The sequence below is a fragment of the Kitasatospora sp. NPDC088783 genome (genome assembly GCF_044750705.1).
In the GTDB taxonomy this organism is placed as follows: domain Bacteria; phylum Actinomycetota; class Actinomycetes; order Streptomycetales; family Streptomycetaceae; genus Kitasatospora; species Kitasatospora fiedleri.
Genome location: NZ_JBIVKJ010000002.1, coordinates 519,308 through 544,816, shown reverse-complemented (window position 1 = coordinate 544,816; position 25,509 = coordinate 519,308). Strand labels below are relative to the sequence as shown.

20 protein-coding genes are annotated in these 25,509 nt (G+C 74.3%); 8 read left to right on the top strand and 12 right to left on the bottom strand.

What is annotated here, in order from left to right:
• Window position 1: 1 nt before the first annotated feature.
• A complete protein-coding gene (locus ACIP60_RS06840) occupies window positions 2-2,383 on the bottom strand; it encodes an FHA domain-containing protein (protein WP_400680809.1) in 2,382 nt (793 codons plus the stop codon).
• Window positions 2,384-2,528: 145 nt separating this feature from the next.
• Between ACIP60_RS06840 and ACIP60_RS06835 the strand changes: the two genes are divergently transcribed.
• Window positions 2,529-2,807 (top strand): hypothetical protein, encoded by a 279-nt coding sequence (locus ACIP60_RS06835; RefSeq protein ID WP_100834612.1) that lies wholly within the window; start codon window positions 2,529-2,531, stop codon window positions 2,805-2,807.
• A 124-nt stretch (window positions 2,808-2,931) separates the two neighbouring features.
• Here ACIP60_RS06835 and ACIP60_RS06830 read toward each other — a convergent pair whose 3' ends face one another.
• The 5 genes from ACIP60_RS06830 to ACIP60_RS06810 all read right to left on the bottom strand — a co-directional run bounded on the left by ACIP60_RS06830 (window position 2,932) and on the right by ACIP60_RS06810 (window position 6,610).
• On the bottom strand, window positions 2,932-3,705 hold the full coding sequence (locus ACIP60_RS06830; protein ID WP_400680807.1) for a hypothetical protein: 774 nt from the start codon (window positions 3,703-3,705) through the stop codon (window positions 2,932-2,934).
• Window positions 3,706-3,718: 13 nt separating this feature from the next.
• Complete coding sequence (locus tag ACIP60_RS06825) at window positions 3,719-5,368, bottom strand: protein kinase (protein ID WP_400680805.1); 1,650 nt, start codon at window positions 5,366-5,368, stop codon at window positions 3,719-3,721.
• 185 nt (window positions 5,369-5,553) lie between these two features.
• Window positions 5,554-5,862, bottom strand: coding sequence for a dsRBD fold-containing protein (locus ACIP60_RS06820; RefSeq protein ID WP_400680804.1), 309 nt, complete (start codon window positions 5,860-5,862; stop codon window positions 5,554-5,556).
• The gene (locus ACIP60_RS06815; RefSeq protein ID WP_400680802.1) at window positions 5,859-6,038 is read right to left on the bottom strand and encodes a hypothetical protein; all 180 of its coding nucleotides are present in this window, start codon (window positions 6,036-6,038) and stop codon (window positions 5,859-5,861) included. The genes ACIP60_RS06820 and ACIP60_RS06815 overlap by 4 nt, the downstream gene beginning before the upstream one ends.
• Before the next feature lie 59 nt (window positions 6,039-6,097).
• Window positions 6,098-6,610 (bottom strand): HD domain-containing protein, encoded by a 513-nt coding sequence (locus tag ACIP60_RS06810; RefSeq protein ID WP_400680800.1) that lies wholly within the window; start codon window positions 6,608-6,610, stop codon window positions 6,098-6,100.
• Window positions 6,611-6,845: 235 nt separating this feature from the next.
• Here ACIP60_RS06810 and ACIP60_RS06805 point away from each other — a divergent pair, with 235 nt between their 5' ends.
• A complete protein-coding gene (locus ACIP60_RS06805; protein ID WP_400680798.1) occupies window positions 6,846-7,478 on the top strand; it encodes a uridine kinase in 633 nt (210 codons plus the stop codon).
• Window positions 7,479-7,506: 28 nt separating this feature from the next.
• Here the strand turns inward: ACIP60_RS06805 and ACIP60_RS06800 are convergent, their stop codons facing one another.
• Window positions 7,507-8,298: a DNA-formamidopyrimidine glycosylase family protein gene (locus ACIP60_RS06800; RefSeq protein ID WP_400680796.1), complete on the bottom strand. Its 792-nt coding sequence runs from the start codon at window positions 8,296-8,298 to the stop codon at window positions 7,507-7,509.
• A 115-nt stretch (window positions 8,299-8,413) separates the two neighbouring features.
• Between ACIP60_RS06800 and ACIP60_RS06795 the strand changes: the two genes are divergently transcribed.
• The 5 genes from ACIP60_RS06795 to ACIP60_RS06775 all read left to right on the top strand — a co-directional run bounded on the left by ACIP60_RS06795 (window position 8,414) and on the right by ACIP60_RS06775 (window position 13,087).
• The gene (locus tag ACIP60_RS06795) at window positions 8,414-9,175 is read left to right on the top strand and encodes an alpha/beta fold hydrolase (protein ID WP_400680795.1); all 762 of its coding nucleotides are present in this window, start codon (window positions 8,414-8,416) and stop codon (window positions 9,173-9,175) included.
• A 314-nt stretch (window positions 9,176-9,489) separates the two neighbouring features.
• The gene (locus ACIP60_RS06790) at window positions 9,490-10,392 is read left to right on the top strand and encodes a GNAT family N-acetyltransferase (protein WP_400680793.1); all 903 of its coding nucleotides are present in this window, start codon (window positions 9,490-9,492) and stop codon (window positions 10,390-10,392) included.
• A 480-nt stretch (window positions 10,393-10,872) separates the two neighbouring features.
• Window positions 10,873-11,085 (top strand): hypothetical protein, encoded by a 213-nt coding sequence (locus ACIP60_RS06785; RefSeq protein WP_400680792.1) that lies wholly within the window; start codon window positions 10,873-10,875, stop codon window positions 11,083-11,085.
• A gap of 511 nt (window positions 11,086-11,596) precedes the next feature.
• Window positions 11,597-12,358 (top strand): alpha/beta fold hydrolase, encoded by a 762-nt coding sequence (locus tag ACIP60_RS06780; RefSeq protein WP_400680791.1) that lies wholly within the window; start codon window positions 11,597-11,599, stop codon window positions 12,356-12,358.
• 186 nt (window positions 12,359-12,544) lie between these two features.
• Window positions 12,545-13,087: a GNAT family N-acetyltransferase gene (locus ACIP60_RS06775; protein WP_400680789.1), complete on the top strand. Its 543-nt coding sequence runs from the start codon at window positions 12,545-12,547 to the stop codon at window positions 13,085-13,087.
• A 110-nt stretch (window positions 13,088-13,197) separates the two neighbouring features.
• Here ACIP60_RS06775 and ACIP60_RS06770 read toward each other — a convergent pair whose 3' ends face one another.
• Both ACIP60_RS06770 and ACIP60_RS06765 read right to left on the bottom strand, forming a co-directional pair.
• Window positions 13,198-14,427 carry a serine hydrolase domain-containing protein gene (locus ACIP60_RS06770; RefSeq protein ID WP_400680787.1) on the bottom strand — a complete coding sequence of 410 codons (1,230 nt, stop codon included), beginning with the start codon at window positions 14,425-14,427 and terminating at the stop codon, window positions 13,198-13,200.
• Window positions 14,428-14,647: 220 nt separating this feature from the next.
• Entirely contained in the window at window positions 14,648-15,115 is a 468-nt protein-coding gene (locus ACIP60_RS06765) for a carboxymuconolactone decarboxylase family protein (RefSeq protein ID WP_400681561.1), read from the bottom strand.
• A gap of 129 nt (window positions 15,116-15,244) precedes the next feature.
• Here ACIP60_RS06765 and ACIP60_RS06760 point away from each other — a divergent pair, with 129 nt between their 5' ends.
• Window positions 15,245-16,171, top strand: coding sequence for a pirin family protein (locus ACIP60_RS06760; protein ID WP_400680786.1), 927 nt, complete (start codon window positions 15,245-15,247; stop codon window positions 16,169-16,171).
• 411 nt (window positions 16,172-16,582) lie between these two features.
• Here the strand turns inward: ACIP60_RS06760 and ACIP60_RS06755 are convergent, their stop codons facing one another.
• From ACIP60_RS06755 to ACIP60_RS06745, 3 genes are all read right to left on the bottom strand, one after another.
• Window positions 16,583-19,846 (bottom strand): ATP-binding protein, encoded by a 3,264-nt coding sequence (locus tag ACIP60_RS06755; protein WP_400680785.1) that lies wholly within the window; start codon window positions 19,844-19,846, stop codon window positions 16,583-16,585.
• A 146-nt stretch (window positions 19,847-19,992) separates the two neighbouring features.
• Window positions 19,993-22,893: an FG-GAP repeat domain-containing protein gene (locus tag ACIP60_RS06750; protein WP_400680784.1), complete on the bottom strand. Its 2,901-nt coding sequence runs from the start codon at window positions 22,891-22,893 to the stop codon at window positions 19,993-19,995.
• Complete coding sequence (locus tag ACIP60_RS06745) at window positions 22,893-25,442, bottom strand: S8 family serine peptidase (protein ID WP_400680783.1); 2,550 nt, start codon at window positions 25,440-25,442, stop codon at window positions 22,893-22,895. Before ACIP60_RS06745 ends, ACIP60_RS06750 begins: the two co-directional genes overlap by 1 nt.
• Window positions 25,443-25,509: the final 67 nt, after the last annotated feature.

The following is a 25,509-nucleotide window of genomic DNA, read 5'->3' as shown; positions in this document are numbered from 1 at the left end:
GCTACCGCCGCATCACGGCGGGTTCGTGCCGGCGCAGCAGTCGGGCGACGACCAGTCCGTACGCGACGGCCAGCACGATCAGCATCCCCAGGTCGAGCAGCCAGATGCCCGGCCGGTGCGCGAACAGCGGGTCGTCGGTGAGCTCGCCGGGCACGGTGGCGTGCAGGTCGATGGTGGCGGCCATCGCGCCGAGCGCCCAGCGGGACGGGACGAGCCAGGACAGCTGGTTGAGCACCGGGATGTGGTCGAGTTGCAGCAGCGCCCCGCAGAACACCACCTGGACGATGGCGACCAGCACCAGCAGCGGCATGGTCACCTCCTCCTTCTTGACCAGCGCGGAGATCAGCAGGCCGAGCATCATCGCGGTGAGCGAGAGCAGCGCCACGGCGAGGGTGATCTCCAGCAGCGGCGGGAGGAGCACCCCGCTGCCGCCCTGCGGTCTGAGCTTCACGCCGATCAGCGCGACCATGGTCAGCACCACCGACTGGACGACCGTGACGGTGCCCAGCACGACGGTCTTCGAGCACAGGTACGCGGATCTGGACAGGCCGACGGCGCGTTCGCGCTGGTAGATCGTCCGCTCCTTGACCAGTTCGCGCACCGCGTTGGCGGCGCCGGTGAGCACCCCGCCGACGCACAGGATCAGCAGCGCGTTCAGCGCGGTGTCCTGGTCGAGCCGGCTGCCGGCCAGGGCGCGCGCCATCGCGCCCATGACGAACGGCAGCGCGATCATCACGGCGAGGAAGGTCCGGTCGGCGGAGAGCGCGCTGGCGTAGCGGCGGCAGAGCGTGCCGACCTGTTTGCGCCAGCGCCGCGGCCGGGGCGCGGGCGCGGGGACGATCCCGGCCTCCGGCCGCTCCCGCTCGGCGGGGGCGAGCGCGCCGGGCCAGTCGCCGGGGCCGCCGGCCGGGCCGCTGACGTAGCTGCGGTAGGGGGTAGAGGCGCGGAACTCGCCGGCCCAGTCGCGGTCGGTCTGGTTCTCGAACGCCTCGAAGGCGTCCGGCCAGTGCGCGAACCCGAAGTGTTCCAGCGTCTCGCCGGGCGGCCCGTACCAGGCGGTGCGCCCGCCGGGGGCGAGCAGCAGCAGCCGGTCGCACAGGTCGAGGCTGAGCACGCTGTGGGTGACCACGATGACGGTCCGCCCGTCGTCGGCGAGGCCGCGCAGCATCTGCATCACGGACCGGTCCATGCCGGGGTCGAGCCCGCTGGTGGGCTCGTCGAGGAAGAGCAGGGACGGTTTGGTGAGCAGTTCGAGGGCCACGCTGACCCGCTTGCGCTGGCCGCCGGAGAGGCTGGAGATGACCTGGTCGGCGCGTCTGCCGAGGCCGAGTTCGTCGATCACCTCCTCGACCCGGGCGGCCCGCTCCTCGGGCGCGGTGTCGTCGGGGAAGCGCAGTTCGGCGGCGTACGCCAGGGCCTTCCGGACCGGGAGCTGGGTGTGCAGGATGTCGTCCTGCGGGACGAGGCCGATCCGGCGGCGCAGTTCGGCGTAGTCGCGGTAGAGGTCGCGGCCGTCGTAGCGGACGGTGCCGCGGTCGGCGGGGCGCAGGCCGGTGAGCGCGTTGAGCAGGGTGGACTTGCCGGCGCCGCTGGGCCCGGCCACCGCGAGCAGGCACTTCTGGCCGACCGGGAAGGTGACCCCGTCGAGCAGGGTGCGGCCGTCGGCGACCTGGACGGTGAGGTCCTCCACGTCGAGGTCGATGTCGCCGGTGTCGACGAACTCCTGCAGTTCGTCCCCGACCAGGCAGAACACCGAATGGCCGATTCCGACCAGGTCTCCGGGGCCGACGGGGGCCTCTCGCACGGGCCGGCCGTTCAGGTAGGTCCCGTTGTGGCTGTCCAGGTCGGCGATCCGGTAGCCGCCGGGCGCGGCGCGCAGTTCGGCGTGGTGCCGGGAGACCGACAGGTCGCCGACCACCAGGTCGTTGTCGGGGGCGCGGCCGATCCGCACCACCCTGGTCGGCAGCGGCATGACGCTGGACGGCGGCCGGCGGGAGCCGGTGATCGCGGTCAGCGCGGACGGGCGGCTGCCGGGCAGCGGGTGCACGGCGGTCGGTTCGGGCAGCGCGCTGAACGTGCAGCGCGGCCCGTCACCCGGGCTGCCCAGGCACAACACGGTGCCCGGCCCGATCTCCAGGTGGACGACCCGGTGGCCGTCGGCGGCGTAGGTGCCGTTGGTGGAGCCGGTGTCGTCGACGAACCAGTGGCCGTCACCGGCGTGCAGTTGCGCGTGGTGCCAGGAGACCCGCGGGTCGGTCAGCACGATGTCGCCGGTGGGGTCGCGTCCGAGTGCGTACCTGCGGCTCGGCGTGATGACCGTGGAGTCGCCGTCGGTTTCAAGGATCAGTCTCGGCGCGGTGAGCGCACCCTCTCGCTCTCCCATAGCTCGATGCTAGACCGCGCGGTGAGCACCCGCCCGGGGGGCGGTTTTCAGCCCTTCGGGTGACAGTGGGAAGCGGCCGCCTCTGATCGGGTACCTGTGGGGTCGGGACCGAGCGTCCCGTTGGGCGGCGGATGGGAGCTGGCTTGTGAACACCTGGGCAACCTGGACCACTCAGGGCATTCTGTCCGGCCACGGCGGCGTGCGGACCGTCGAGATCGGCGTCATCACCGGGGACCTGACGGTGCACACCATGTGGATCGAGGGCGAGGCGCGGCTGACCGTGCAGTACAGCGGCGCGCTCGACTGGTTCACCGTGGAGGGCAGCCCCGTGGCCGCCGCGGACGAGGCGACGGCGCGCGAGGTGCACCAGCACATGGTCGAGGCCGTGAAGACGGGCGGAGGTGCCACCGCCCCACGGTCCTGACCGGAGGCCCGGCCCGGGCCGCCGCCGACCCGCCGTCGGCCGCGGCCCGGGTTTCGTGCGTCCCGGCCCGGCGTCGGCGTCCGGGGCACGGTCCGTCGGGCTGCCGTGCCGCCCGGCCGTCGGGTCACGGGCAGGCGTAGGCGAACGCGGCCTCGGCGTAGTGCCCGCTGCCGTCGGCCCCCTCCAGGACCTCCAGCCGCGCGTTGGCGGCGAACTCGCCGTGTCCCCGGAAGTTCCACTCCAGCGTGACGTCGGTGCGCCGGTGCCCGGCCGCCACGTGCTGGACGAACGGTCCGGAGACGGTGCCGTCGTTGCGCAGCCATCGGTAGGTCACCCGGCCCGCGCCGCCGTCGGTCTCCAGCGTCCCGGTGACCACGGCGGTGCCGTCGCACCCGGGCCCGGCGGACGCGGTCCCCGCCGTCACGCCCACCACCTCGACGGGGCGCCCGTACCGCTCCCAGAGCAGGTACCCGAGCAGCGCGAGCAGGAGCACCAGCGGCACCAGCAGCCACCTGTCCCACCGCCGCGGCGACGGCGCCGCCGCCACGGCCTCCCCGCGCCACACCGCGACGGCCCCGGGCGGCACCCCGGGGCCGTACCGCCGCAACTCGCCCTCCGGCGCGGGCCCACCGGGCTCGGGAAGGGTCGCGGCGAGGTCCACGGGAGGCGGCGCCACCGGACCCAGCCGAACGGTCTGGGCCGCGTCGTCCAGCCGGACGGTCCGCTCGGCGTCGGACGGCGGTGGCGGTGGCGGCGGCGGGACGGACGGGCGGAGCTGGACGGTGCGCAGGTCGTCCTGCGGGGCGGCGGCGGATCGCAACCGGACCGTCCGGTCCGGGTCGTTGCGCCTGCGGACCGGCCCGAGCCGGAAGCCGGGGTCGGGGGCGTTGTCGGTCATCGTCGTGCTCCTCCTACCTCGGCGGGCAGATCATGAGGTACGAGGGCGAGGCGGTGGTGTCCCCCGCCGGGGTGGTGACGCTCACGCCCACGTTCTTGGCCCGCTGGTTGCAGGCGAAGGTGTGCGGCCGGGTCACCGTCCCCTTCGCCGGGACGTCGACGGACTCGGCTGCGGAAGGAACTCCGTCGTCGTACCAGGTCAGCGTCACTCTCCCCGCAGTGCTCCCGGCCGGTTCCACCGACACCAGGAACCCGGCCGTCAGCGTCGTCCCCTCCACACGGCCGGAGAGCCTCCGCACCGTCACAGTGACCGGCGGCGCACTGCTCGCCGTCGCGCTGGGCGTCGAACCGGGCGCGGTCGGGCTCGGGCTCGTGCTCAGGCTCGGCTTCGGGGAGGTGCTGGGCTTCGTCGTCGGGCTCGGCGACGTGCTCGGGCCGGTCTCCTCGGTCGGCGTGGAGGTGGGCGAGGCGCCGGGGCTCGGGCTGTCGCCGGGGGTCGGCGGGGGCTCGGCCGTCGGTGGCTCGGGGGGTCGGACGCTGGTGGTGGCGAGCGGGGCGGCGACCGGCCGCGGGTCGGCGGTGGTGCCGTTCCCGTCCGCGGCGGCGACCGCCGCGAGCGCGCCCGTGACCAGGACGATCGCGCCGACGGTGGCGATCAGCCGTCCCCGGAACGGAACGCGCGGGCGCGGGACCGGTGGCGGCGGGGCGAGCACCGTCGTCGCGTACGAGGTCGCGCCGGGCAGCGCGCCCTCGCCCGGGGCGGAGGGCAGCAGCAGCGGCAGCAGGGCGACCAGCGCGGCGAGCCGTTTGCGTCCGCGGTCCTCCCAGTCCGCGCCGTAGGCGGCCCCGGCGGCGGCCTCCAGCTCGCCGACCAGGGCCTCCGCGCCGGCGGGGCGCTGTTCGGGGGTCTTGGCGAGTCCGGCCCGGATGAGCGGGCGGAGGGCTTCGGGGGCCTGGACGTCGGGGATCTCGGCCTCGGTGTGCTGGACGGCGAGTTCCATCAGCGTGGTGCCCGCGTAGGGCTTGGCGCCGGTGAGGCACTCGAAGAAGGTCGCGGTGGCGGCGTACACGTCGGTGGCCGGGGAGGCGGGGCGGCCGGCCCACTGCTCGGGGGCCATGTAGGCGGGCGTCCCGGCGACGGTGCCGCCGGAGCCCGTGCGGACGGCGATGCCGAAGTCGACGAGTTTCGACTCGCCGTCCGCGGTGACCAGGACGTTGCCCGGCTTGTAGTCGCGGTGCACGACACCGGCCCGGTGCGCGGCGGCCAGGCCGAGCAGGGAGCCCTTGAGCACGACGAGGGCGGCCTCCGGTCCGGTGCCGCCCTCGGCGCGCAGCAGGTCGCGCAGCGAGACGCCCTCGACGAGTTCCATCACGATGGCCGCGCCGCGCGGGCCCTCGACGTACTCGTACAGGCGGGTGACGTGCGGGCTGTCGAGGGCGGCGAGCAGTTCGGCCTCGACCCGGAACGCGGCCTGGTCGGGGTGGTCGCCGAGCAGGTACTTGACGGCGACGGGGGTGCCGGTGGCCCGGTGCCGGGCGAGGACGACGCGGCCGGACGCGCCGGCGCCCAGTTCACGTCCGTGCGCGTAGTCGGGGAGTTCCCAGCGGGCGTCCCGCGGGGGCCGGTCCGCCGGTCCGTCCTCCGGGTGCTGATCGTCGCTCACCTTGTCCACCCCCGGCGCCCCCGTGCTGTGCGGGGGCGTCCCGTCCGTCGCCTGCGGGCCGGCGCGGGTGCGCGGCCACCGGGAGTGACGCGCCCCCGGCCGGAGGAGTTCCGGTCCGGGGGCGGAGGAAGGTCACGATTCGACTGTTTCGCACACCGACGTTCCGCACGCCGGTGTTCGGCCCGTCACCAGGCGCTGTCCGGGGGTGACGGGTCGCGGCGGCGGGCGGAATCGGCGGCCTCGGCGGCGGTGGAGCCGTGGTGGATCAGCTGCTGGCCGAGGGCGGTCAGCGCCCGTCCGACGGCGAGTTCGTCGCCGATCTCCGGGTCGGCGGGGTCGGTCCGGCTGCGGTGCGCCTCGGCCTCGACCTCGATCAGGTTGACGCCGGTGTCGAGGACGGCGTGCGCCTGGGTGAGGTCGCCGGCCTCGACCACCCGCAGCCGGACCGACCACTCGGTGCTGTGCGGCCCGGACGCCGCCACGTGTCCGCTCACCGCCGCTCCTCCTGCTGCTGCTGGGACGGGTCCGCGGTCGGGTCGCCCTCGGCCCGGGACTCCTCCCCCGCGTGCATGGTCTGGTAGGAGGTGATGCCCTCCTCCGGGTCGGCGGCCCGGACGTCCTCCTCGTCCCGCCGGTCCTTCTGGTCGAGCCTGTCGTTCATCTCTGACATCCCGGGCTCCTCGCTCTGGCACCCCCGCTGCTCCTTCCAGCGTGCCTCCGCGGGCGGCCTCAGTCGAGTTCGGCCAGCAGGTCCGGGTTGACCGCCCCGACGATCGTCCGGACGTCGGCCTCCGCGACGGCGGGCCACAGCACCGCGCGGGCGTCCCGGTAGCGCTCGGCCAGCCGGGCCCGGTCCGCCGCCGGGAGCAGCGCGGCGCGGTCGGCGCGGGAGTTGTGCGCGTTGTCGGCGATCTTGACCAGGGTGGCGGCGTGGTCGGTGACGACGTCCAGCAGCATCGTCCGGTAGTCCGTGCCGGCCGTCCGGGTCACCCGCAGGACGGTCGCCACCACCGCGGCGGGGACACCTGCGGCGAGCAACTCCACGGCGGTGAGCGGGGTGTCCTCCAGGACGTCGTGCAGCAGCGCCGCCATCCGCACCCCCGTCCCGAACGGGGCGACGCCCGCGGCCACCGCCCGCACGTGCTCCACGTACGGGACCCCGGTCCGGTCGTACTGGCCGGCGTGCGCGCGGGCGGCCAGGGCGTCGACCTCGTCGAGGGTCAGCGGCGGTGCGGCGGTCATGGTGTCTCCCCTTCTGTTCTGCCTCCTGCACTCCGTCCGGAGTGCCCTGCCTGTCGTGGCTCCGGCCGTCGTGCTCCGGCTGGTGTGCTCTGCCTGTCGTGCTCCGGCCGTCGTGCTCCGCGCGGAGCACCACGCCCGGAGTGTTCCACGCGCCGCCCGTCGGCGGAGCGGCGGGTGGACGGCCCCTCGGCCGCCGCGACGTATAGTCCGGTTGACCGAAGGGAGTGATCGTCCGGTGCGGGTGACCCCGATCTCCCCGGAGCGGCTGGCCGGGCTGCTCGCGGGGCGGATCCACGAACTGGCCGACGACGACCGGCGGCTGCGGGTCGCGGTCGACGGCGCGGCGGCGACCCGGCCGGGCGAGTTGGCGGACGCGCTGGCGGAGCCGCTGCGCCTGCTCGGGCGACCGGTGCGGCGGGTGTCGGCGGGCGACTTCCTGCGCCCGGCGTCGGTGCGCTTCGAGTACGGCAAGGAGGACCCGGACGCCTTCCACGACCTCTGGCTGGACCAGGGCGCGCTGCTCCGCGAAGTCCTCGACCCGCTCGAACCGGACGGTGACGGCCGCGTCCTGCCCACGTACTGGAACCCGGTCAGCGACCGCGCCACCCGGGCGGGGTACGTGGAACTCCCGCCGCGCGGCGTGCTGCTGCTGGACGGACCGTTCCTGCTCGGCCGCTGGCTGCCGTTCGAGCTGACCGTGCACCTGACCCAGTCCGCCGCCGCGCTGGCCCGCCGCACGCCGGAGGCCGAGCGCTGGACGCTGCCCGCGTTCGAGCGCTACCGCACCGAGACCGTCCCGGAGGAGCTGGCCGACCTGACGGTGCGGGTCGAGGACCCGCGGCACCCGGCGCTGGTGGAGCAGGACTGACCGGGGACTTCGGGGGGCCGCCGGGGCGTCAGGAGGTCGGCACCGGGCCGCGCTGGCAGCGCGGGCACCAGTAGGCGACGCGGTCCCGGTCGTGCTTGGCGGTGCGGATCGGGGTGCCGCAGCGCACGCAGTTCCGGCGGCCCCGGCCGTACACCCAGTGCTGGTGACCGGGCCGGGTGTCGCCGGTGGTGACGTGGTCGGGCCGCAGCTTGTTGGCTTCCAGCACCTGGTGGGCGCGGTGCAGCAGCCGCTCCGGGTCGGGCAGTTCGCCGACCGGCAGCCAGGGCGTGACACCGGCCAGGAAAGCCAGCTCGTTGGCGTACACGTTGCCGATGCCGGCCAGGTTGCGCTGGTCGAGCAGGGCCGCGCCGACCGGACGCCGCGGGTCGGCGAGCAGGCGGCGGCGGGCTTCGGCGGCGTCCCAGTCCGGGCCGAGCAGGTCGGGGCCGAGGTGGCCGACCACCCGGTGCTCCTCCTCGGTGCGCAGCAGTTGGACCACCGGCAGCCGGTAGCCGACGGCGGTGCCGTGCTCGGTGCCGAGCACCGCCCGGACCTGGAACGCCGGGCCGCCGCGCCAGCGCTCGCCGGGCCGGAAGGTCTGCCAGCGGCCGTCCATCCGCAGGTGGCTGTGGAGCGTCACGCCGCCCTCGAACCTGGTCAGCAGGTGCTTGCCGCGCGGCACCGTCCCCAGCACCCGGCGTCCCGTCAGGTCGGCGGTGGCGTGGGCGGGGACGCGGAAGTCCGTCACCGTCAGCAGGTGACCGGCGAGCGCCTGGTCGAGCTGGGCGGCGACGTGGTAGATGGTGTCTCCTTCGGGCACTCCCCCATCATGCCGCCCGTCACCGACACCGCCGCCGGCGCCGTCCGCGGTCCCGCGCTCTGCCCGTAGCGGAAATCGCTGGTCAGCGGCCCGGCCCTGCCCTACGGTCGGCGGAATGACGATCACTCACGAGGTGGCCGGAAACGGCCCCGCGGTGGTTCTGCTGCACTCCTCCGTCTGCGACCGGCGGATGTGGGACGGGCAGTGGGACGCCTTGCGCGCGGCCGGGTACCGCGTTCTGCGGTGCGACTTCCGCGGTTTCGGGGAGACCCCCTGCGCGGACCGACCGTACGACAACCTGACCGACCTGGCGGAGCTGCTGGACGGACTCGACATCGAACGGGCGGCCCTGGTCGGCTCCTCCTTCGGCGGTCGGCTCGCCCTCCAGTTCGCGGCCCGCCACCCCGACCGGGTCGGCTCGCTGACCCTGCTCTGTCCGGGCAGCCCGGACCACGAGCCGAGCGCCGAACTGCTCGCGCTGGACGACCTCGAGGTCGGCCTGGTCGAGTCCGGCCGCCTGGACGAGGCGGTCGAGCTGATGGCGGACACCTGGCTCGGGCCGGACGCGGACGAGGCGGCCCGGGCGAAGCTCCGGGTGATGCAGCGCAACGCGTACGAGGTGCAGTTGGAGCCCGAGCAGGAGATCTCCCCGACGCCGGTCGAGGTCGACCTGCGGGCGGTCGTCGCGCCCACCCTGGTGTACTCCGGCGCGCACGACCTGGACGACTTCCGCCGGATCGCCGCCGACCTGGCGGCCCTGCTGCCGGACGCCGAGCACCGCGAACTCCCCTGGGCCGGACACCTGCCCGCGCTGGAGCGCCCCGCGGAGGTCGCCGAGCTGCTGCTCGCCCGGCTCGCCGAGGTCGGCCGGCGCTGAGGGTGCAGGCCGGGTCCGGGCCCGGGCGATCCGTCCTGCGGACCGTCTTCCGGGCCGTTCCGCGCATTCACTCCCCCGGGTGAATCCGGCCGGTCGACCGGGACGCCGCGCGCACGGGGCTCCCGGCCGACCGGCCCCGTTTTCGGCCCGTGCGGGCCTTCGGGCGGTGCGGAGAAACGGTTCGTCCCTGAGGGGTCGTCACCGGCCTTTTTTCGAACAGGCAGTGCGCGTGGTTCGAAAAAACCCGTGCACCCGATCGACCGCTCTGATGTGATGCCGCCTGATCAACCTCCACGAGAGGAAGCACCGCACCCTTGGACGGCAGCACGATGCGCGACGCGAACGACACCCCCACCCCCGGGTCGAAGGACGTCCTGGCCCGGCTCGAAACCTATTACGACGCGGTCCCCCGGTTCTCCGCGACGACCGAGGAGCACGGCCCCTTCACCCTGTTCGTCCGCACCGGGCAGGGCTGGCACTACTACGGGCGGCCCACGCCGGGCGGCCCGGGCGTCTTCACCGCCGCGGACGTCGAGCGGGTCCGGGCCAGGCAGCGGGAGATCGGGGCGCCCGAGAGCTTCGAGTGGGTGCACGAGACCACACCGGGTCTGCGCGCCGCCGTCGAGGCCACCGGGCTGGAGGTGCACGAGCACCCGCTGCTGGTGCTCGACCTCGACGAGCCGTCCCCCGCCGACGCCACCACCGCCGACGCCGCTGCCGGGGCGGCGGTGGACGACGAGCCGGAGGTCCGGGTGCTCGCCCCGGACGACCCGCTGCTGCCCGCCGCCGTCATGCTGCCGCACCTGGCCTTCGCCGAGGCCGGCACCCGGGTCGGCACCGCCGGGCCCGAGCAGCTCGCCGAGGCGGTGCGGGGCCCCGACACGGAGGCCGCGGCCGCCCGCATGGCCGGTCGGATAACGGCCGGGCGGACGGTCCTCGCCGCGACCGTCGGGCCGGACGGCGCCCCCACCGCCTCCGGCTGCCACCAGCCGGTCGGCGAGGTCAGCGAGATCGTCGCGGTGGCCACCCTACCGGCCCTGCGCCGCCGGGGCCTGGCCCGCCGGCTCACCTCGCACCTGGTCGAGCACGCCCGCGCCACCGGGGTCCGGACGGTGTTCCTCTCCGCGAGCGACGACGCCGTGGCGCGGGTCTACGAGAGCGTCGGCTTCCGCCGAATAGCCACCGCCCTGATCGCCGAGCCGCCCACCGAGGGCTGACCGGCCGCCACCCCGCCACCACCGGCCCGGCCCCACCCGGTACGGCGGCGGGCCAGGTGGGGCCGGGTGCGGCAGCGGATCGTTCCCGTCCACCCGCCTTCCGCGTCCCGCGCTTCCCACCACCCGCCACGGCCGGTTCCGGCGACCGGTCGCGGCGACAGCGCCGGGCCGCCCCACCCGTTCCCGGTGACGAGCGGGAGCCGACAAGACGTCAACTGGGAGGAGCACCAACGGACACCGGGACGTCGAGCGCGCGTTCGGGTGTTAGAACCGGCGTCCAGCGGGCACATGTGTTGCTACCTGGGAGCAGGGTCGCGTCGGCGGGGAAGGCCGGGGCGTGCCTGCCTTGCGGCGCGGAGGTGGTTGATGGACGGACCCGCACTCTCCCCCCGTGAGCTACTGATCCTCCAACAGATCGAGGCAGAGCTGGGGAGCGATCAGGAGCTGGAGCGCGAGCTGCGCACGATGCGGACAGCGAGGATGGCCAGGCTACGACGGACGGTGGTGGCCCGGCCGTGGATCGTGGTCACGGTGATCTCGTGCTGTCTGGCCGTCTCGTTCGCACTGCTGGCGCTGGCAGTGGTGTGGGACCAACCGGTCCTGCTCCTGGCCGTGGTGGTCGGTTGGGCCGCCGCGTTGGCGATGCTGATGGTGGTGGCGACGCACCTGCGCCGCCGAGGGCGAATCCGGTAGCCCCTCCCGCCACAGCCGGCCTGGCTGACCGGGTCGGCGGGCCGGCAGCTCCGTGGATCAGCAGACCGTCAGGAGGAACAGGGCTCGCGGAACGGGCAACGGGCAACGGGCAACGGGCAACGGGCAACGGAGGGTGGGGCGGTACGGTCCGCCACCGCACGCGCCCCCACCACCCACCGCGTCCCCCACGCGGACAACGCCCACGGGTCCACCCGGCAGTTGGCCCGATGCGGCGGAAAGCGACGCCCCCGGCCGTACCGCGGCAGGAAGTCTCCGTCCACCGCCGACCCTCCCGTCCTTCTCCGGGGCCGTCCTTCTCCTGGGCCGGGCCGTCCGGAGGCGTTGCCCGCGTACAGTGGCAGACCCGGGGCCTGGCGGACGCGTGCGAACGTCGGTGGACGGTTCCGGGCGGCTGCGGGCCCCTCCGGGTGGCTGCGGACGGCGGCGAACGACGGTGCACGGCGGTGAACGACGGTGCACGACAGCGGACGGCTACGGCAGGGACGGTGCGATGGACGGGCGGGTGGCGGTGCGCTCCGACGGCGCGGCGGTGGAGGCGCACCGGCTGCTCTCCTGGCGGGCGCTGCCGCCCTCGCCGGACGCGGCGGTGCTGGTGCTGCACGGCGGCCGGGAGCACGGGGCGGAGCCGCCCACGGCGCTGAACCTGCCCGGGTTGCGGATGCGGCCGTTCGCCGGGGCGGTGCAGCGCGCGGCGGGAAGGACGACGGCGGGCCGGTCGCTGGCGGTGGGCATGGTGCGCTACCGGTACCGGGGCTGGAACGGCGACCGGGCGGACGCGGCCCGGGACGCGGAGGCGGCGCTGGCCGACCTGGTGGAGCGGCTGGGGCCGGTGCCGACGGTGCTGATCGGGCACTCGATGGGCGGCCGGGCGGCGCTGCGGGCGGCGGCCCACCCGTGCGTGCGGGGCGTGGTCGCGCTGGCGCCGTGGTGCCCGCGGGGCGAGCCGACCGCGCACCTGCGGGACCGTTCGGTGCTGCTGCTGCACGGCGACCGGGACAGGATCACCCCACCCGGCGACACCGATCTGTTCGCGCTGCGGGCCCGGGCCGACGGCGCGCGGGTGGCCGGTTACCGGGTGCTGGGCAGTGGCCACACCCTGCTGCGGCGGGCCGGCGACTGGCACCGTGCCGCCGCCGGGCTCGCGCTGGGCCTGCTCGGCCTGGAGGCGCTGCCCGAGGAGGTCGACTCCGCCCTCGCGCTGCGTGGCCAGGACCCGGGGGGCCTGCACCTCGCCCTCCCCGGCCGCCGCTGATCCCGGGCCCCGGGGCCTGCGGTCTCCAGGGCTGCGGTCCCGGGGGCTGCGGTGCTGGGGCGACGGGCGGGTGACCGTCCGGTGACAGGTGGTGCGGATCAGGCTTCCGGCTCGACTCGGGCGGGTAGGGAGCGCACACTCCGGTGGAGGGAGACGTCCGCCAATCGACTGAGGGAGGACCCGCCCATGGGGATCAGCCTGACCACTGATCGGCTCGTCGTCCGGGAGTGGACACCGGACGACGCCGAGGACGCGCTGGCCGTGTACGGCTCCACGGATGTCGCCCGCTGGCTGACGCCCGTGATGGACCAGGTCGTCGATGCCGAGGCGATGCGTTCGGTGCTGCGCGGCTGGGAGCAGGAACAGGCCGGGCTGCTGCCGCCGCGCGGGCGGTGGGCGGTGGAGCGGCGCGAGGACGGGAAGGTGGTCGGCGGCCTGGGCATCCGTCCGCTGCCGCCGTACGACGAGGACCTGGAGATCACCTGGCAGCTCTCCCCGCAGGACTGGGGGCAGGGCTACGCGACGGAGGCGGGCCTGGCGCTGTTGCGCTGGGTGTTCACCCAGGACATCGAGGAGGTCTTCGCGGTGGCCCGGCCCAAGAACGACCGGGCGCACGCGGTGGCGAAGCGGCTGGGCATGCGCTGGGTCGGCGAGACCACCAAGTACTACGGCCTGAACCTCCAGGTCTACCGGATCCGCCCAGCCGACCTGCCCGGCGACCAGTTCTGACCCGTCGGCACCCCGCCTCCTGCGCCCTCTCGCCACCCGCCCCCGCCTCCCGCGCCTGACCGACCGGTACAGGCCGGTCCGGGGCGGGGCCGAGGCGGGACGGGCCGGGGCTACTTCTCGGTGGGCAGCTCGTAGACGTGGCCGGGGGTGGCGATCGAGGTGACGGCCTTCGCGAAGAGGGTGGAGGGCTCGCTGCCCTCGTGGATGATGTCGGTGTTGAGCAGGATCACCAGGGTGGCGTCCTGCTCGGGCAGGTAGAGGGTGACGCTCTCGTAGCCGGGCAGCGAGCCGTTGTGGCCGACCCAGCCGCCGATCCGGAACAGGCCGAGCCCGTACCCGGCACCGTCGCCGAAGCCCGGGACGGGGATGAACTTCTCGCGTTCGGCCTGGGTGGCGGGGCTGAGCAGGGTGCCGGTGGCCAGGGTCTTCGCCCAGTCGTGCAGGTCGTGCAGGTCGGAGATCATCGCCCCGGCCGCCCAGCCCCAGGACGGGTTCCAGTGGGTGGCGTCGGCGACCTGGCCGTCCAGGGTCTGGTCGGTGTAGCCGTGCGCGTAGGGGCGGGGCAGTTCGGCGCCGCGCGGGAACAGGGTGCGCTGGAGGTGCGCGGGCTCGGTGACGTTGTGGTGGATGAAGTCGCGCAGCGGCATCCCGCCGAGCTTCTCGACCAGCAGGCCGAGCAGCACGGTGTTGGTGTTCGAGTACTGGTAGTCGCTGCCGGGCGGGAACACGTTGTCGTGCTTGAACGCGTACCCGAGCAGTTCCTGCGGGGTGAACGGCCGCTCGGGGTCGCTGAGCAGCGCGTGCACGAAGTCGTCGTCGAAGGTGTAGGAGTACAGTCCGCTGCGCATCTCGGCGAGTTGGCGGATCGTGATGTGCTCCCCGTCGGGGACGCCGTCGAGGTACTCGGCGATCGGGTCGTCGAGGCCCACCAGGCCGCGGTCGACGAGTTCGAGCACGGCGGTGACGGTGAAGGTCTTGGTCTCGCTGCCGATCCGCATGTTGAGGTCGGGCGTCATCGGCTGTCCGGTGGCCCGGTCGGCGACGCCGTCGGCGCGGACGTACGTGCCGCGCCCGGGCAGCCACAGTCCGACGATCACACCGGGCGTGCCGGTCTCCTGGCGCACACCGGCGATCGCCTCGTCCAGCCGGGCCGCGAGAGCCGGGTCGAACGGGCAGTCCTCGTCGTCGAATTGGTGCACGGGTCGGTGCGCGGGCTGCACGGTCGGGCGGGTGAACGTGTCACCGGAGTCGGCCGCGGCCGGGGCGGCGGGGACGAGGGTGCTCAGGGCGAGCAGGGCGACGGCGAGTCGCCGGGCGCGGGGACGGCGCATGGGGGGCATCTCTTCCGGGAGGGTGCGGACCTGTTCCGCACAGGTCACCACCCGGACGCGCCCGACGGCCCCGCCCGGCCGCCGGGACGCGAGGATTCCACCCGTGCGGCGGTCGTCCGCTCCGCCTACCGGCAGGGCGTCACCGGACACGGCCGGCCGGGCCCTCCACCGCCGGACCGCCGACCGGGACCGGCTCGGCCGACGGGCCGTCAGCAGGCCGGGCGATGCGTCAGCAGGCCGGACGGACCGGGTGCTTGCTGAGGATCGACACCCGGTTGAACGCGTTGATGGCTATCGCCACCCAGATCACCGCGGATATCTCCTGGTCGCCGAAGACCTGCCGGGCCCGCGCGTACGCCGTCTCCTGCGCGTCCGCGTCGGACGGGCGGGTGGTCGCCTCGGCCAGCGCGAGGGCGGCGCGCTCGCGCTCGTCGAACACGGCGGCGTCCCGCCAGGCGGCCAGCACGCCGAGCCGCTGCGCGCTCTCGCCCTCCTTGAGCGCGGCCTTGGTGTGCACGTCCAGGCAGTAGGCGCAGCCGTTGAGTTGGGAGACCCGCAGGTTGACGAGTTCGACCAGGCGGCGGTCGAGTCCGGCGTCGGCGGCCGCCTGCCGGACGGCCTCGGCGGTGCCCAGCAGGGCGCGGAACGCCTGCGGGGTCTGCTTGTCGACATAGACCCGACCCGTCGGGGTGGTCACCTCGGTCACCTGGACTCTCCTCCATCGCGCACTGGCGTTCGTCGACTGGTGCGGTCCATGATAGTTGAAGATGTAACGATTTGCTGGACGTGTTCGCCGACCGACGGCGGCACGGGAGGGAGCACCCCGATGAGCACCACCGACCACGGCACCGCCGAAGTCCTGCCCCCGCGGGACGTCCCGCTCGGCGGACCGCGCGCGATGACCGTCCGCCGCACCCTCCCCCAGCGCGACCGCACCCTGATCGGCGCCTGGTGCTTCATCGACCACTACGGCCCCGACGACGTCGCCACCACCGGCGGCATGGACGTCGCCCCGCACCCCCACATCGGCCTGCAGACCGTCAGCTGGCTGTTCAGCGGCGAGATCGAGCACCGCGACAGCCTCGGCGTGCACGCCTTCGTCCGGCCCGGCGAGCTCAACCTGATGACGGCCGGCCGGGGCATCGCGCACTCCGAGACCTCCACCGCCGCCACCACCGTCCTGCACGGCGTCCAACTCTGGGTCGCCCTCCCCGACGCCCACCGGCACACCGACCGCGACTTCCACCACCACGCCCCCGCCCCCGTCCCGCTCCCCGGCGGCGGCGAGGCCCGCGTCTTCCTCGGCACCCTGGCCGGCGACACCTCCCCCGTCCCCACCTTCACCCCGCTCCTCGGCGCCGAACTCACCCTCCCCGCCGGCGCCACCACCACCCTCGACGTCGACCCCGCCTTCGAGCACGGCCTCCTCGTCGACCAGGGCGACGTCCTCTTCGCCGACACCCCCCTCCACCCCGCCGACCTCGGCCACCTCCCGCCCGGCCGCACCACCCTCACCCTCACCAACACCTCCCCCACCCCCGCCCGCCTGATCCTGCTCGGCGGCCCGCCCTTCGGCGAGGACATCGTCATGTGGTGGAACTTCATCGGCCGGTCCGGCGAGGAGATCGCACAGGCACGGCTCGACTGGCAGAAGGGGGTTCGCTTCGGCGAGGTCCACGGCTACCCGGGCGACCGCCTGCCCGCCCCGGAGCTGCCGAACGTGGCCCTCAAGGCGCGCGGAAACCGCCACTGACCTGCCGAAACGCCATATCGCGGCGGCCGTGGGCACCGGAGCCGGAAGGGCGCTCCGCGGCCGACCGCGACACAGTCGGCGGGATCGGCGGAGGCCGCCGACGAGAGCCCGGGCAGCATTCGATGCCCGAGGACCGCAGGGTTCACCATGATCGACACGACGAAGATCATGCCCCCGGGGCAACCATGTCCGACTCGCCGCAATCACGCACCGGCTCGTAAGAGCGTCGGCCTGCGACACGCCGACGACAGCTCCGTCATCCCGCGCACCGGAGCCCGGCCGGCCACCGTTGAGGCCGACCGCCCGACTGGCGGCTCACCCTCGACGGGTGCTTCGCCCTTCCACCCAGCACTTACCGGTCCCGCCCCGAAGCCCTCGACGGCACCGGGGCGCAGGCTTCGGCGGCCGCCGTCAGTCCTCCAACTCGGCGCGCAGGCCGAGGACCCGGGTGTGGCCGGACGGGTACGGGAGGGTGCGGGTGAGGTGGTCGGCGCGGGCGAGGGCGGTGCGGGCGGTGGCGGCGTCGCCGAGGCGGGTGGCGGCGGTGGCGTGGGCGATGAGGGCCTCGGCTTCGGCGAGGCGTTCGCCGGTGGCGTGGGCGCGGGTGGCTTCGGCGGCGGCGATCCGGGCGGCTTCGGCGGGGCGGCCGGCGGCGAGGTGGGCGTAGGCGGCGAGTTCGGGGGCCTGGACGGCGGCGCCGTCGCCGAGGGCGGCCAGGGCGGCGGCGGGGTCGTCGGCGCGCAGCGCGAACAGGGCGCGGGCGCGCCGCACTTCGTGGCGGGCCTGTTCGTCGTGGGGGGTGCCGGCCCGTTCGAGGAGGGCGGCGGCGCGCGGGCGGTCGCCGGTGCGCAGCAGGACGCGGGCGAGGACGGCGAGGGCGTAGGGCAGTGACCAGGCGTCGTCCCAGTCGGCAGCGGTGACGGCGGCTTCGGCGTACTGGGCGGCGGTGTCGTTCTCCTCCAGCAGGAGGTGGAGTTCGGCGAGGTTGAGCTGTTCGAAGGCGGTGGCGACGGGGTCGCCGGACTGCCGGGCGTGGTCGAGGGCCCGGCGGCCGAAGCGGACGGCGTCGTGCAGGCGGCCGTGGCGGCGGGCGTTCTCGCGGAGGGTGGACAGGACGGAGCCGAGCAGGACGGGGTCGCCGTAGGCCTGGGCGGGGGCGAGGGCGCGGTCCCCGGCCTCCCGGGCCTCGCCGAAGCGGCCGGCCAGGCCGAGGTTGATGGCCTGCATGGCGTGCGAACGGGCTTGCAGGAGCTGGCCGGTGGGGCCGGGGACGAGTTCGGCGGGGTGCTGGGCGCGGCGGGCGGCTTCGTACGCCTGCTGGTAGCGGCCCTGGGTCTTGTCGAGGTTGGAGCGGGCGAGGTGGTGCAGGGCGCGGGCTTCGGGGCCGGTGCCGTCGACGGGCGGGTGGGCGGCCAGGACGGTGAGCGCCTCGTCGAGTTCTCCGGCTCGGAAGAGCGCTTCGGCGAGGTGGGCGGCGGTGGCGACGGTGTCGTCGTGGTCGCCGCGGGAGCGGAATTCGGCGAGCGCGGTGCGCAGCACCTCGGCGGCGCGGCCGGGTTCGCCCATCCGGCGCAGGACCTGGCTGTGGGCGAGGCGGGCGCGGGCGGCGTCTGCGTCGAGCCGGGCGACCAGGTCGCGGTAGTAGCGGTCGGCGGTGTCGTTGGCGTGGAGCGCGGCGGCGCGTTCGGCGGCGCGGCGCAGGTACTCGGCGGCGCGCGGGTCGTCGGCGCGGGTGAAGTGGGAGGCGAGGGCGTCGACGGCGTCGGGGCGGCGGCGCTGGACGGCCTGGGCGTAGGAGGCGTGCAGTTGGCGGCGGCGGACGGCGGAGAGCTGTTCGTAGCAGGTGAGCCGGACGAGGGGGTGGCGGAAGGCGAGTCCGGGTTCGGCGCGTCCGGCGATGACGACCTGGCGTTCCTCGACGAGGGCGGCGGCGATGGCGTGTTCGACGGCGTCGGCGGCGGCGGCGCCGGTGACGGGCGGGTGCAGGCCGTGTTCGGCGACGTCGAGGAGTTCGGCGAGGGCGGCCTCGCCGCCGGCGACGGAGAGCGCTTCGACGAAGCGGCGGGCGTGCGGGTCGAGCCGGACGAGGCGTTCGCCGACCAGGTCGCGCACTCCGGCCGGAGGTCGGTCCTGGTCGCTGCCGGGGTCCGTTCCGCGGGCGAGTTCGAGGGCGAACAGCGGATTGCCGAGCGAGAGTTCCCACACCTCGGGGCGGGGGGCGCGGCCGGTGGCGTCGCGGACGGCGGCCAGCACGGCGGCCTCCCCCAGCCGTCCCAGTTCCTCCTTCACGGCTAGTTGCTGGCGCAGCAGGGCGGCGACGGCGCGGCGGCGGGCGTCGCCGTCGGTGAGCTCCTCCTCCCGGTAGGTGGCGAGGAAGCGCAGCGGGGTGCGGCGGTCGTGGGCGCGCCGGGCGAGGTGGCCGAGGAGCTGGTGGGAGCCGGTGTCGGCGGCGTGCAGGTCGTCGAGGACGACCAGGACGGGACGGGTGGCCGCGAGGTCGCCGAGCAGGGCGGCGCCGGCCCGGAACAGGCGGTCGCGCTCCTCCTCGGGGCTGCGGTCGGCACCGGTCGGCACCTGGCCGAGCGAGGGCAGGAAGGCGGCGAGTTCGGGGTACTCGGCGCCGACCCTGGCCCGTTCGGCGGGGTCGTGCTCGGCGAGCCAGCCGTCGAGGGCGGCGGCGAAGACGCCGTAGGGGGTGTGGTCCTCGGCGTCCTGGCCGCTGCCCCACAGGACGGCGGTGCCGTCGGCGGCGGCCCGGCGGGCGGCTTCGGCGGCGAGGCGGGTCTTGCCGATGCCGGCTTCGCCGGTGAGCAGCCGCACGGGCGGCCCGGCGGGGGCCAGCAGTCGGCTCAACTCGCTTTCGCGGCCGTGCAACTGGGCGGGGGCGGCGCTGCGCAGCCGGGCCGGGAGGGTGGTGGCGGCGGGCACGAAAGCAGGAGCGGGAGCGAGGGCGGCGCGGTGCAGGCGCTCGGTCTCGGGGCCGGGGCGGATGCCGAGTTCGGTGTCGAGCGCCTCGCGGCACCGGTGGTACTGGCGCAGGGCGCGGCGGCGCTGTCCCTGGCGCAGGCAGGCGTCGATGAGCAGGCGGTGGGCGAGTTCCTCGGCGGGGCTGGTGGCGAGGACCTGTTCGGCGCAGGCGGCGGCGTCCGTGTGCTTCCCTTGGTCGAGGTGGGCGGCGGCGAGCCGCAGCAGGAGCTGTTCGCGCAGTTGCGCGAGCCGGGTACGCCGGGCTTCCATCCAGTGCGCGTAGCGGTCCTCGGGGAGCAGTTCGCCGGTGAACTGGCTTATCGCGTCGGCGAGTTGCTCGACGCGCCCGTCGGCGAGGGCGTCCTGGGCGGCCTGTTCGGCGTGGTCGGCGTCGATCCACACGGCGGGGTCGAGCAGCAGCAGTGCGCCGTCGGTCTTGAGGTAGGAGGAGGCGGCGCGCGGGGCGAGCTCGGGTTCGAGGGCGTGCCGGGCGGCGTGCAGGGCGACCCGGAGGCTGCCCGCGGCGGACTGCGGTTCCGCGTCGGGCCAGCACAGCTCCATCACCTCCTCGCGGTGCAGGCAGTGACCGGGCGCGAGGGCGAGGACCTTGACCAGGGTGCGGGCACTGGGACGCGGCCAGCGTTCGGCCAGCGGTGGCCCGGAGTCGCGTTCGGCCCGGAATCCCCCGAAGAGGTGGAGGCGCAGCATGGGTGGTGCGGTATCCGTCCTGTCTGCCTCCGTTGCGCCCATAAGGCCGACAACGGTACACGAACAAGGCGAGTACCCCGCGGGCCGGCGCCCGCGGGGTACTCGCCCCCACTTCATCCGGGTGGCGCTGGGGTCTTCCGAGTGGTTCAGGAGAGCTTGTACGTCGTCATCTGGTGGATGCTGTTGTCGATCGACAGCACCCCGCCGCCGAGCAGTTCGGCGGCCCGGTTGACGCCGAGGGCGTCGGAGTTGAGCGAGACCATCTCCTCCTTGCCGTCGCCGTCCAGGTCGACCGCGAGGTAGTTGCGGCCGCCGCGCAGGGTGGCGGAGCCGATGGCCGAGTGGAAGGAGTTCCCGTCGCCGACGATCGCCGGGTCGTAGGCGGCCAGGCCGCCCTCGACGCCGCCGACCAGGAGCTTCCTCCCGTCGGGGCCGGTGATGTACTGCGCGGTGCGCAGCGGCGCGCTGGTGGAGGTCCAGCGGTCGTCGCCGTTCGCCAGGTACTGGCGCAGCACGCCGAAGCCCATCTCCTGGAGGCCGTCGCCGTCCTCGCCGGTGAAGAAGTTGCCGTGCGACCAGGGGCCGCCGGCCACCTTCTGGTGCAGCACCTCGCCGGTGCGGCCGTCGCGGATCTCGGTGACCGACATCGGGCTGACCAGGTTGGTGCCGCCGCCGCTGATGCCGCCGGGGACGGCCGAGATCAGCCAGGTGTAGACCACGGCGTGGCCGTCGGCGTACGGGATCTTCGGCGAGGCGTAGACCGCGTGGTCGAGCAGCGCGCCGTGGATCTTGCCGTCGACGGCCTCGGCGGGCGCCTTGGGGTCGGCCTGCCAGAGCAGGGTGCCCTTGGCGGCGCCCAGGGCGACGCCGTTCTGCACCGAGTCGACCTGGTTCATGGCGGCGATGCCCGAGTACTGGGCGTACACCTGGCCCCCGGCGACCACCGCATCGGAGAAGACCACGTCGCCGGAGCCCTTCGGGGCGGCGTACGTCCACAGCGGCTTGCCGTCGCCCTTGTAGGCGCGCAGCGCGTCGGTCGGGACGAGGATCTCCTGCCTGCCGTCGCCGTCCAGGTCGGCCAGTGTGACCGAGCGGACGAACGTGCCGCCGCCGTCGATGGTGGCGAGCACCTTGCCGGTGCGGCCGTTCAGGACGACGGTGGCGGTGTCGGCGGCGACCACCACCTCGGGTTTGCCGTCGCCGTTGACGTCGCCGGTGGCGACGGCGTGCACCTCGCCGGGGACGGTGGCCCGCCACAGCTGCTCGGGGGTGCCGGTGAGCAGCGAGGGGCCGGAGAAGGCCCAGACGCCGTCGGAGCTGCCGCCCGCGACGACGTCCTGGCTGCCGTCGCCGTCCAGGTCGGTGGCGGCGGCGTAGTCGAGGTCGCCCTGCAGCGGGACGAGGCTCTGCTGCTTGCCGTTGCCGAGCCTGTAGGTGTGGATGTTCTGCTGCTGGTCGACGGTGCGCACGACGCCGCCGTCGACCTGGTGCAGGCGCGGCGAGGCGGCGGTGCCGTTGACCCGCCAGCGGACCTTGCCGTTGTCGCCCTTGTACGAGGTGAGCACGCCGTAGCGCAGGCCGGAGACGTTCTCGGCGGTGTCGGTGGCCCGGCCGTCCTGGGAGCTGGCGATCAGCGAGCCGTCGACGGTGTCGAGGGCCCAGGTGCTGGGGCCGTCGCCGGTGGTGACGCTGGGCTTGGTGGTGTCGGTCCAGCGGACGGTGGAGCCGTCGTTGCCGTCGAGCACCCGGACGGTGCTGGAGTCGACGTACAGGCTGGGGTCGAAGGTGTCCTCGGCGACGGCGTACTCGTCGCCCGCGTTCTTGCCGAGGTCGCCGGTGGTGAAGGCGGTGGGCAGCACGTTGAGCCGGGTGTCGAGCACGGTGCGGGCGCCGGTGGCCAGGTCGTAGCCGACCACCGAGTACGCCACCCGCTCGGTGTGGTCAGGCTGTTCGAGGGCGACGAGGCGCTTGCGTCCGGCGTCCAGGCGCAGGCGGCGGCCGTACAGGTCGCCGTCGCTCCGCCAGCCGAGCGAGCCGTCGGCGGTGTTCAGCACCAAGGTCGTCCCGTGGGCGGGGGCGGTGGTGGTCATCCGCCGGTCGAAGGAGACCGCGACCTTGCCGCCGCCGAGACCGACCAGGTCGCCCCAGGCGGCGATCCCGGTTTCGCCGGTGTCGTACGTCCAGGTCCTGGCGGGGGTGAGCTTGCCGTCGGCGTAGCCGAAGCGGATGCCGGTCAGGGTGGCGGTGGCGGTCTTGGCGGCGCTGGTGTTCTGTCGGGGGGCGTCGGAGACCAGCAGGGTGCCGTCGACGATCCGGACGATGGTGGTGGAGGCGTACAGCTCGGTCCACAGGGTCTTGCCGGTGGCGCCGTCGAGCACGGTGACGAAGGTGCCGTAGGTGAGGGTCGAGTCGGCCGCCGGGTAGAACGGCCGGTACGGGTTCTCACCGACCCCGGCGGCGATCACCAGGTCGGGCACGCCGTCGCCGGTGAGGTCGGCGCTGTCGTAGCCCTGCGGGGCGCTGGAGCTGAACGGGGTGAACATGTTGTACGCGACCGGGATCCGCACCGGGTAGGGCTCGGTGTCCCAGGGGCGCAGCGGCTTGAGCTGCCAGTCGGCGTACAGCGAGGTGTTGGTGCGGGCCCAGGAGGTGGAGCCGTCGGCCTTGTGCAGCTGGACGTTGCCGAGGCTGTGCAGGGTGAAGTAGCTGCCATCGGAGCCCGCGGGGACGGTGACGGCGATGCCGCGCACGCCCTCCAGCGCGGAGGTGGCGGTGAAGGTGACGGGCGCGTGGGCGTCCAGGTGGCTGCCGGTGGTGTCGGTCCCGCCTTGGCCGGTGGTGTCGGCGCTCTCGGTGGCGGTGGCCTGCGGGTAGGCGTCGGCGTTGAGCCGGGCGTCGAGGTCCTGGGCCTGGCGGTCGGTCAGCTTGATGACGCCGTCGGTGCCGGTGGTGGCGTCGGCGGCCAGCGCGTACGGGGCGGCGGTGAGGGCCAGGCCCGTGGCGATCAGGCCGGAGGCGAGCCGGAGGGCTCTGCGGTGGGTGGTCATCACTTGGCTCCCTGGGTGAAGCGGATCGCCGAGCCGTCGGTCAGGACGGCCTGGTCGAAGGAGTACTGGAGGGCGTCGGTGCCGGCCTGGTTCTCGATGCCGACGGTGGCGCCGGAGCCCGCCCCGGGCACGTTCTGGTACTGGAAGGTGATGGCGCCGGTGGCCTCGTCGAACAGCACCTCGAAGCTGACCCGCTTCGACTTGTCGGAGACCAGCGGGACGTCGTCCCAGACCACGGCGAAGGTGCGCTTGCCGGCCTTGCCGGTGGTGGCGGTCCGGACGCCGGCCTTCTTGTCGAGCGTCAGGTCGTCCCAGAACGGGGCGACGACGCCGTTCGGCCTGGTGGCGGCGGGAAGCGCGGTGTTCGCGTAGTCGCCGATCCGCGGCTCCAGGAAGTCGACCAGGCCGTTGGTGGTGACGGCGGCGCTGGTGTACGTCACGCCGTAGTACGTCACCGGGAACGGCAGGGCGACCGTCTTGGCGTCCTCGTCGCCGCTGAGCGCGACCTTGTCGGCGCCCTTGACCCAGGAGTACGCGGTCGGGGCGCAGCTGGTGCCGGAGCCGTCGGTGCGGGCCGGGGTCCGCACGGTCTCCTTCAGGTCGGCGGCGACGGCCAGCGGGCCGGTGAAGACGCCGTTGCACAGCACGGGTTGGGCGGGCTTGACGGTCAGCGTGTAGCTGCCCTCGGCGACCTTGCCCAGGGTGTACGAGCCGTCCTGGCCGGAGACCGCGGACTTGACGGGGGTGCCGGTGAGTTCGACGGTCGCGCCCGCCAGCGGCTTGCCGGTGACGTCGAGGACGGTGCCGGTGACGGCGTGCGTCGGGACGGCGGTCATCCCCAGCGGGACGGTCTGCGGCTGCCCGGCAGCGACGGTCAGGGCGTTCAGCGCGAAGTTGGCGTAGCCGTAGCCGGAGGCGGCGATGCTGTAGGTGCCGGGGGCCAGCGCGAGGCGGTAGGAGCCGTCGGGGGCGGTGATGACGGTGCGGGTGTCGCCCGCGGCGTCGGTGATCCGCACCACGATGCCGGGCAGCGCGGCGCCGGTCGCCTTGTCGGTGGCCTTGCCGGTGATGCTGACGGCGGTGTGCGGGGCCAGGTCGACGGACTTGAGGATGTCGAGCTTGCCCTCGCCCCAGACGTCGTTCACGCCCGCGGTGCCGCCGCAGTGGGTGTCGTCGACGTCCCGGGCGCCCTGGTCGAGCAGCGCGCGGGTGGCGTCGATGTCGCCGATCAGGCTGGGCGCGGCCGACCACAGCAGTGCGACCGCGCCGGCCACGTGCGGGGTGGCCATCGAGGTGCCGGACTCCGCCGTGTAGGCCGAACCCGGCCAGGTGGAGCGGACGTTGACGCCCGGGGCGGAGATGTTCGGCTTGGCCGAGCCGTCGACCAGGGACGGGCCGAAGCCGGAGAAGGAGGCGATCTTGCCGTTCGCGTCGTACGCGCCCACCCCGTAGGAGGGCGCCTGCGAGCCGGGGGCGTGCGAGGTGGAGCAGGTGGTGCCGTCGCCGTCGTTGCCGGCCGCGAACGCCTCGAAGATGCCCGCGGAGTTCCACGCCTCCACGATGTCCTGGTAGAAGGTGGTGTCGCCGCCGCCCCAGGAGTTGTTGACGATGTTCGGCGCCAGGTCGGGCCGCGGGTTGTTGCCGTTGTGGTCGGTCGGCGCCAGCAGCCACTGGCCGGCCTTCAACAGGTACTCGTCCGAGCACTGCGAGGACTCGCAGCCCTTCGCGGCGATCCACTTCGCGTTCGGGGCGACGCCGATGCCGTTCTTGGCGACCATGGTGCCCATGGTGTGGGTGCCGTGGCCGTTGTTGTCGCACGGGGTGCTGGCCGTGGCGCACAGCCCGGTCGGGTCGTAGAAGTTGTAGTCGTTGGTGAAGGTGCCGTCGCCGTTGTTGCCGCGGTAGTCGGCGACCAGGTCCGGGTGGTCGTACTGCACGCCGGAGTCGACGTTGGCGATCACGATGCCCTCGCCGCGCGCGTCGTACTGCGACCACACCTGGTCGGCCTCGATGTCCTTCACGCCCCACTCGGGCGCGCCGTCGCTGCTCGTCTCGGCGGTGGTCGCGGCCGAGACCTGGGTGTCGTCTATGTGGTACCTCTGCGCCTTGACGATCTTCTGCACGTCGTCGCGCCCGGCCAGCTCGGCGACCAGCTTCGCGTCGCCGGTGACCTGGACGGCGTTGGCGATCCAGTAGTCCTGGTGGCCGACCTTCTGCTCGTCCAGGAACTTCTTCAGCGCGCCCTGGCTGCGCCGCACGGTGTCCTGCAGCTCCCGGTAGGCGGCCTTCGCCTGCTCGGCGTGCGAGCCCTTGCCCTTGGCCTTGCCCAGGTCGGCGCGGTCCTTCAACACCACGAAGAAGGTCGCGTCCTGACCCTGCGCCACCGCGCCGGTCAGGGCCGGGTCCACCTGGACGGTGGCGGAGCCGGACGGGGCGGGGGCGGCGGCCACCGCCGCGGGCAGCGACGAAGCGGTCAGGCCGACCGTCACGGTCAGTGCGGCAGTGGCCCAGAGAGCCGTTCTGCGCCGGTTCTGTCGGGGCAGGTGCATGAGGGGCAGTCCTTCAGGGAGCGAGCAGGATGCCCCGAAGCTAGACAACGACCGTTACTGCGGAATT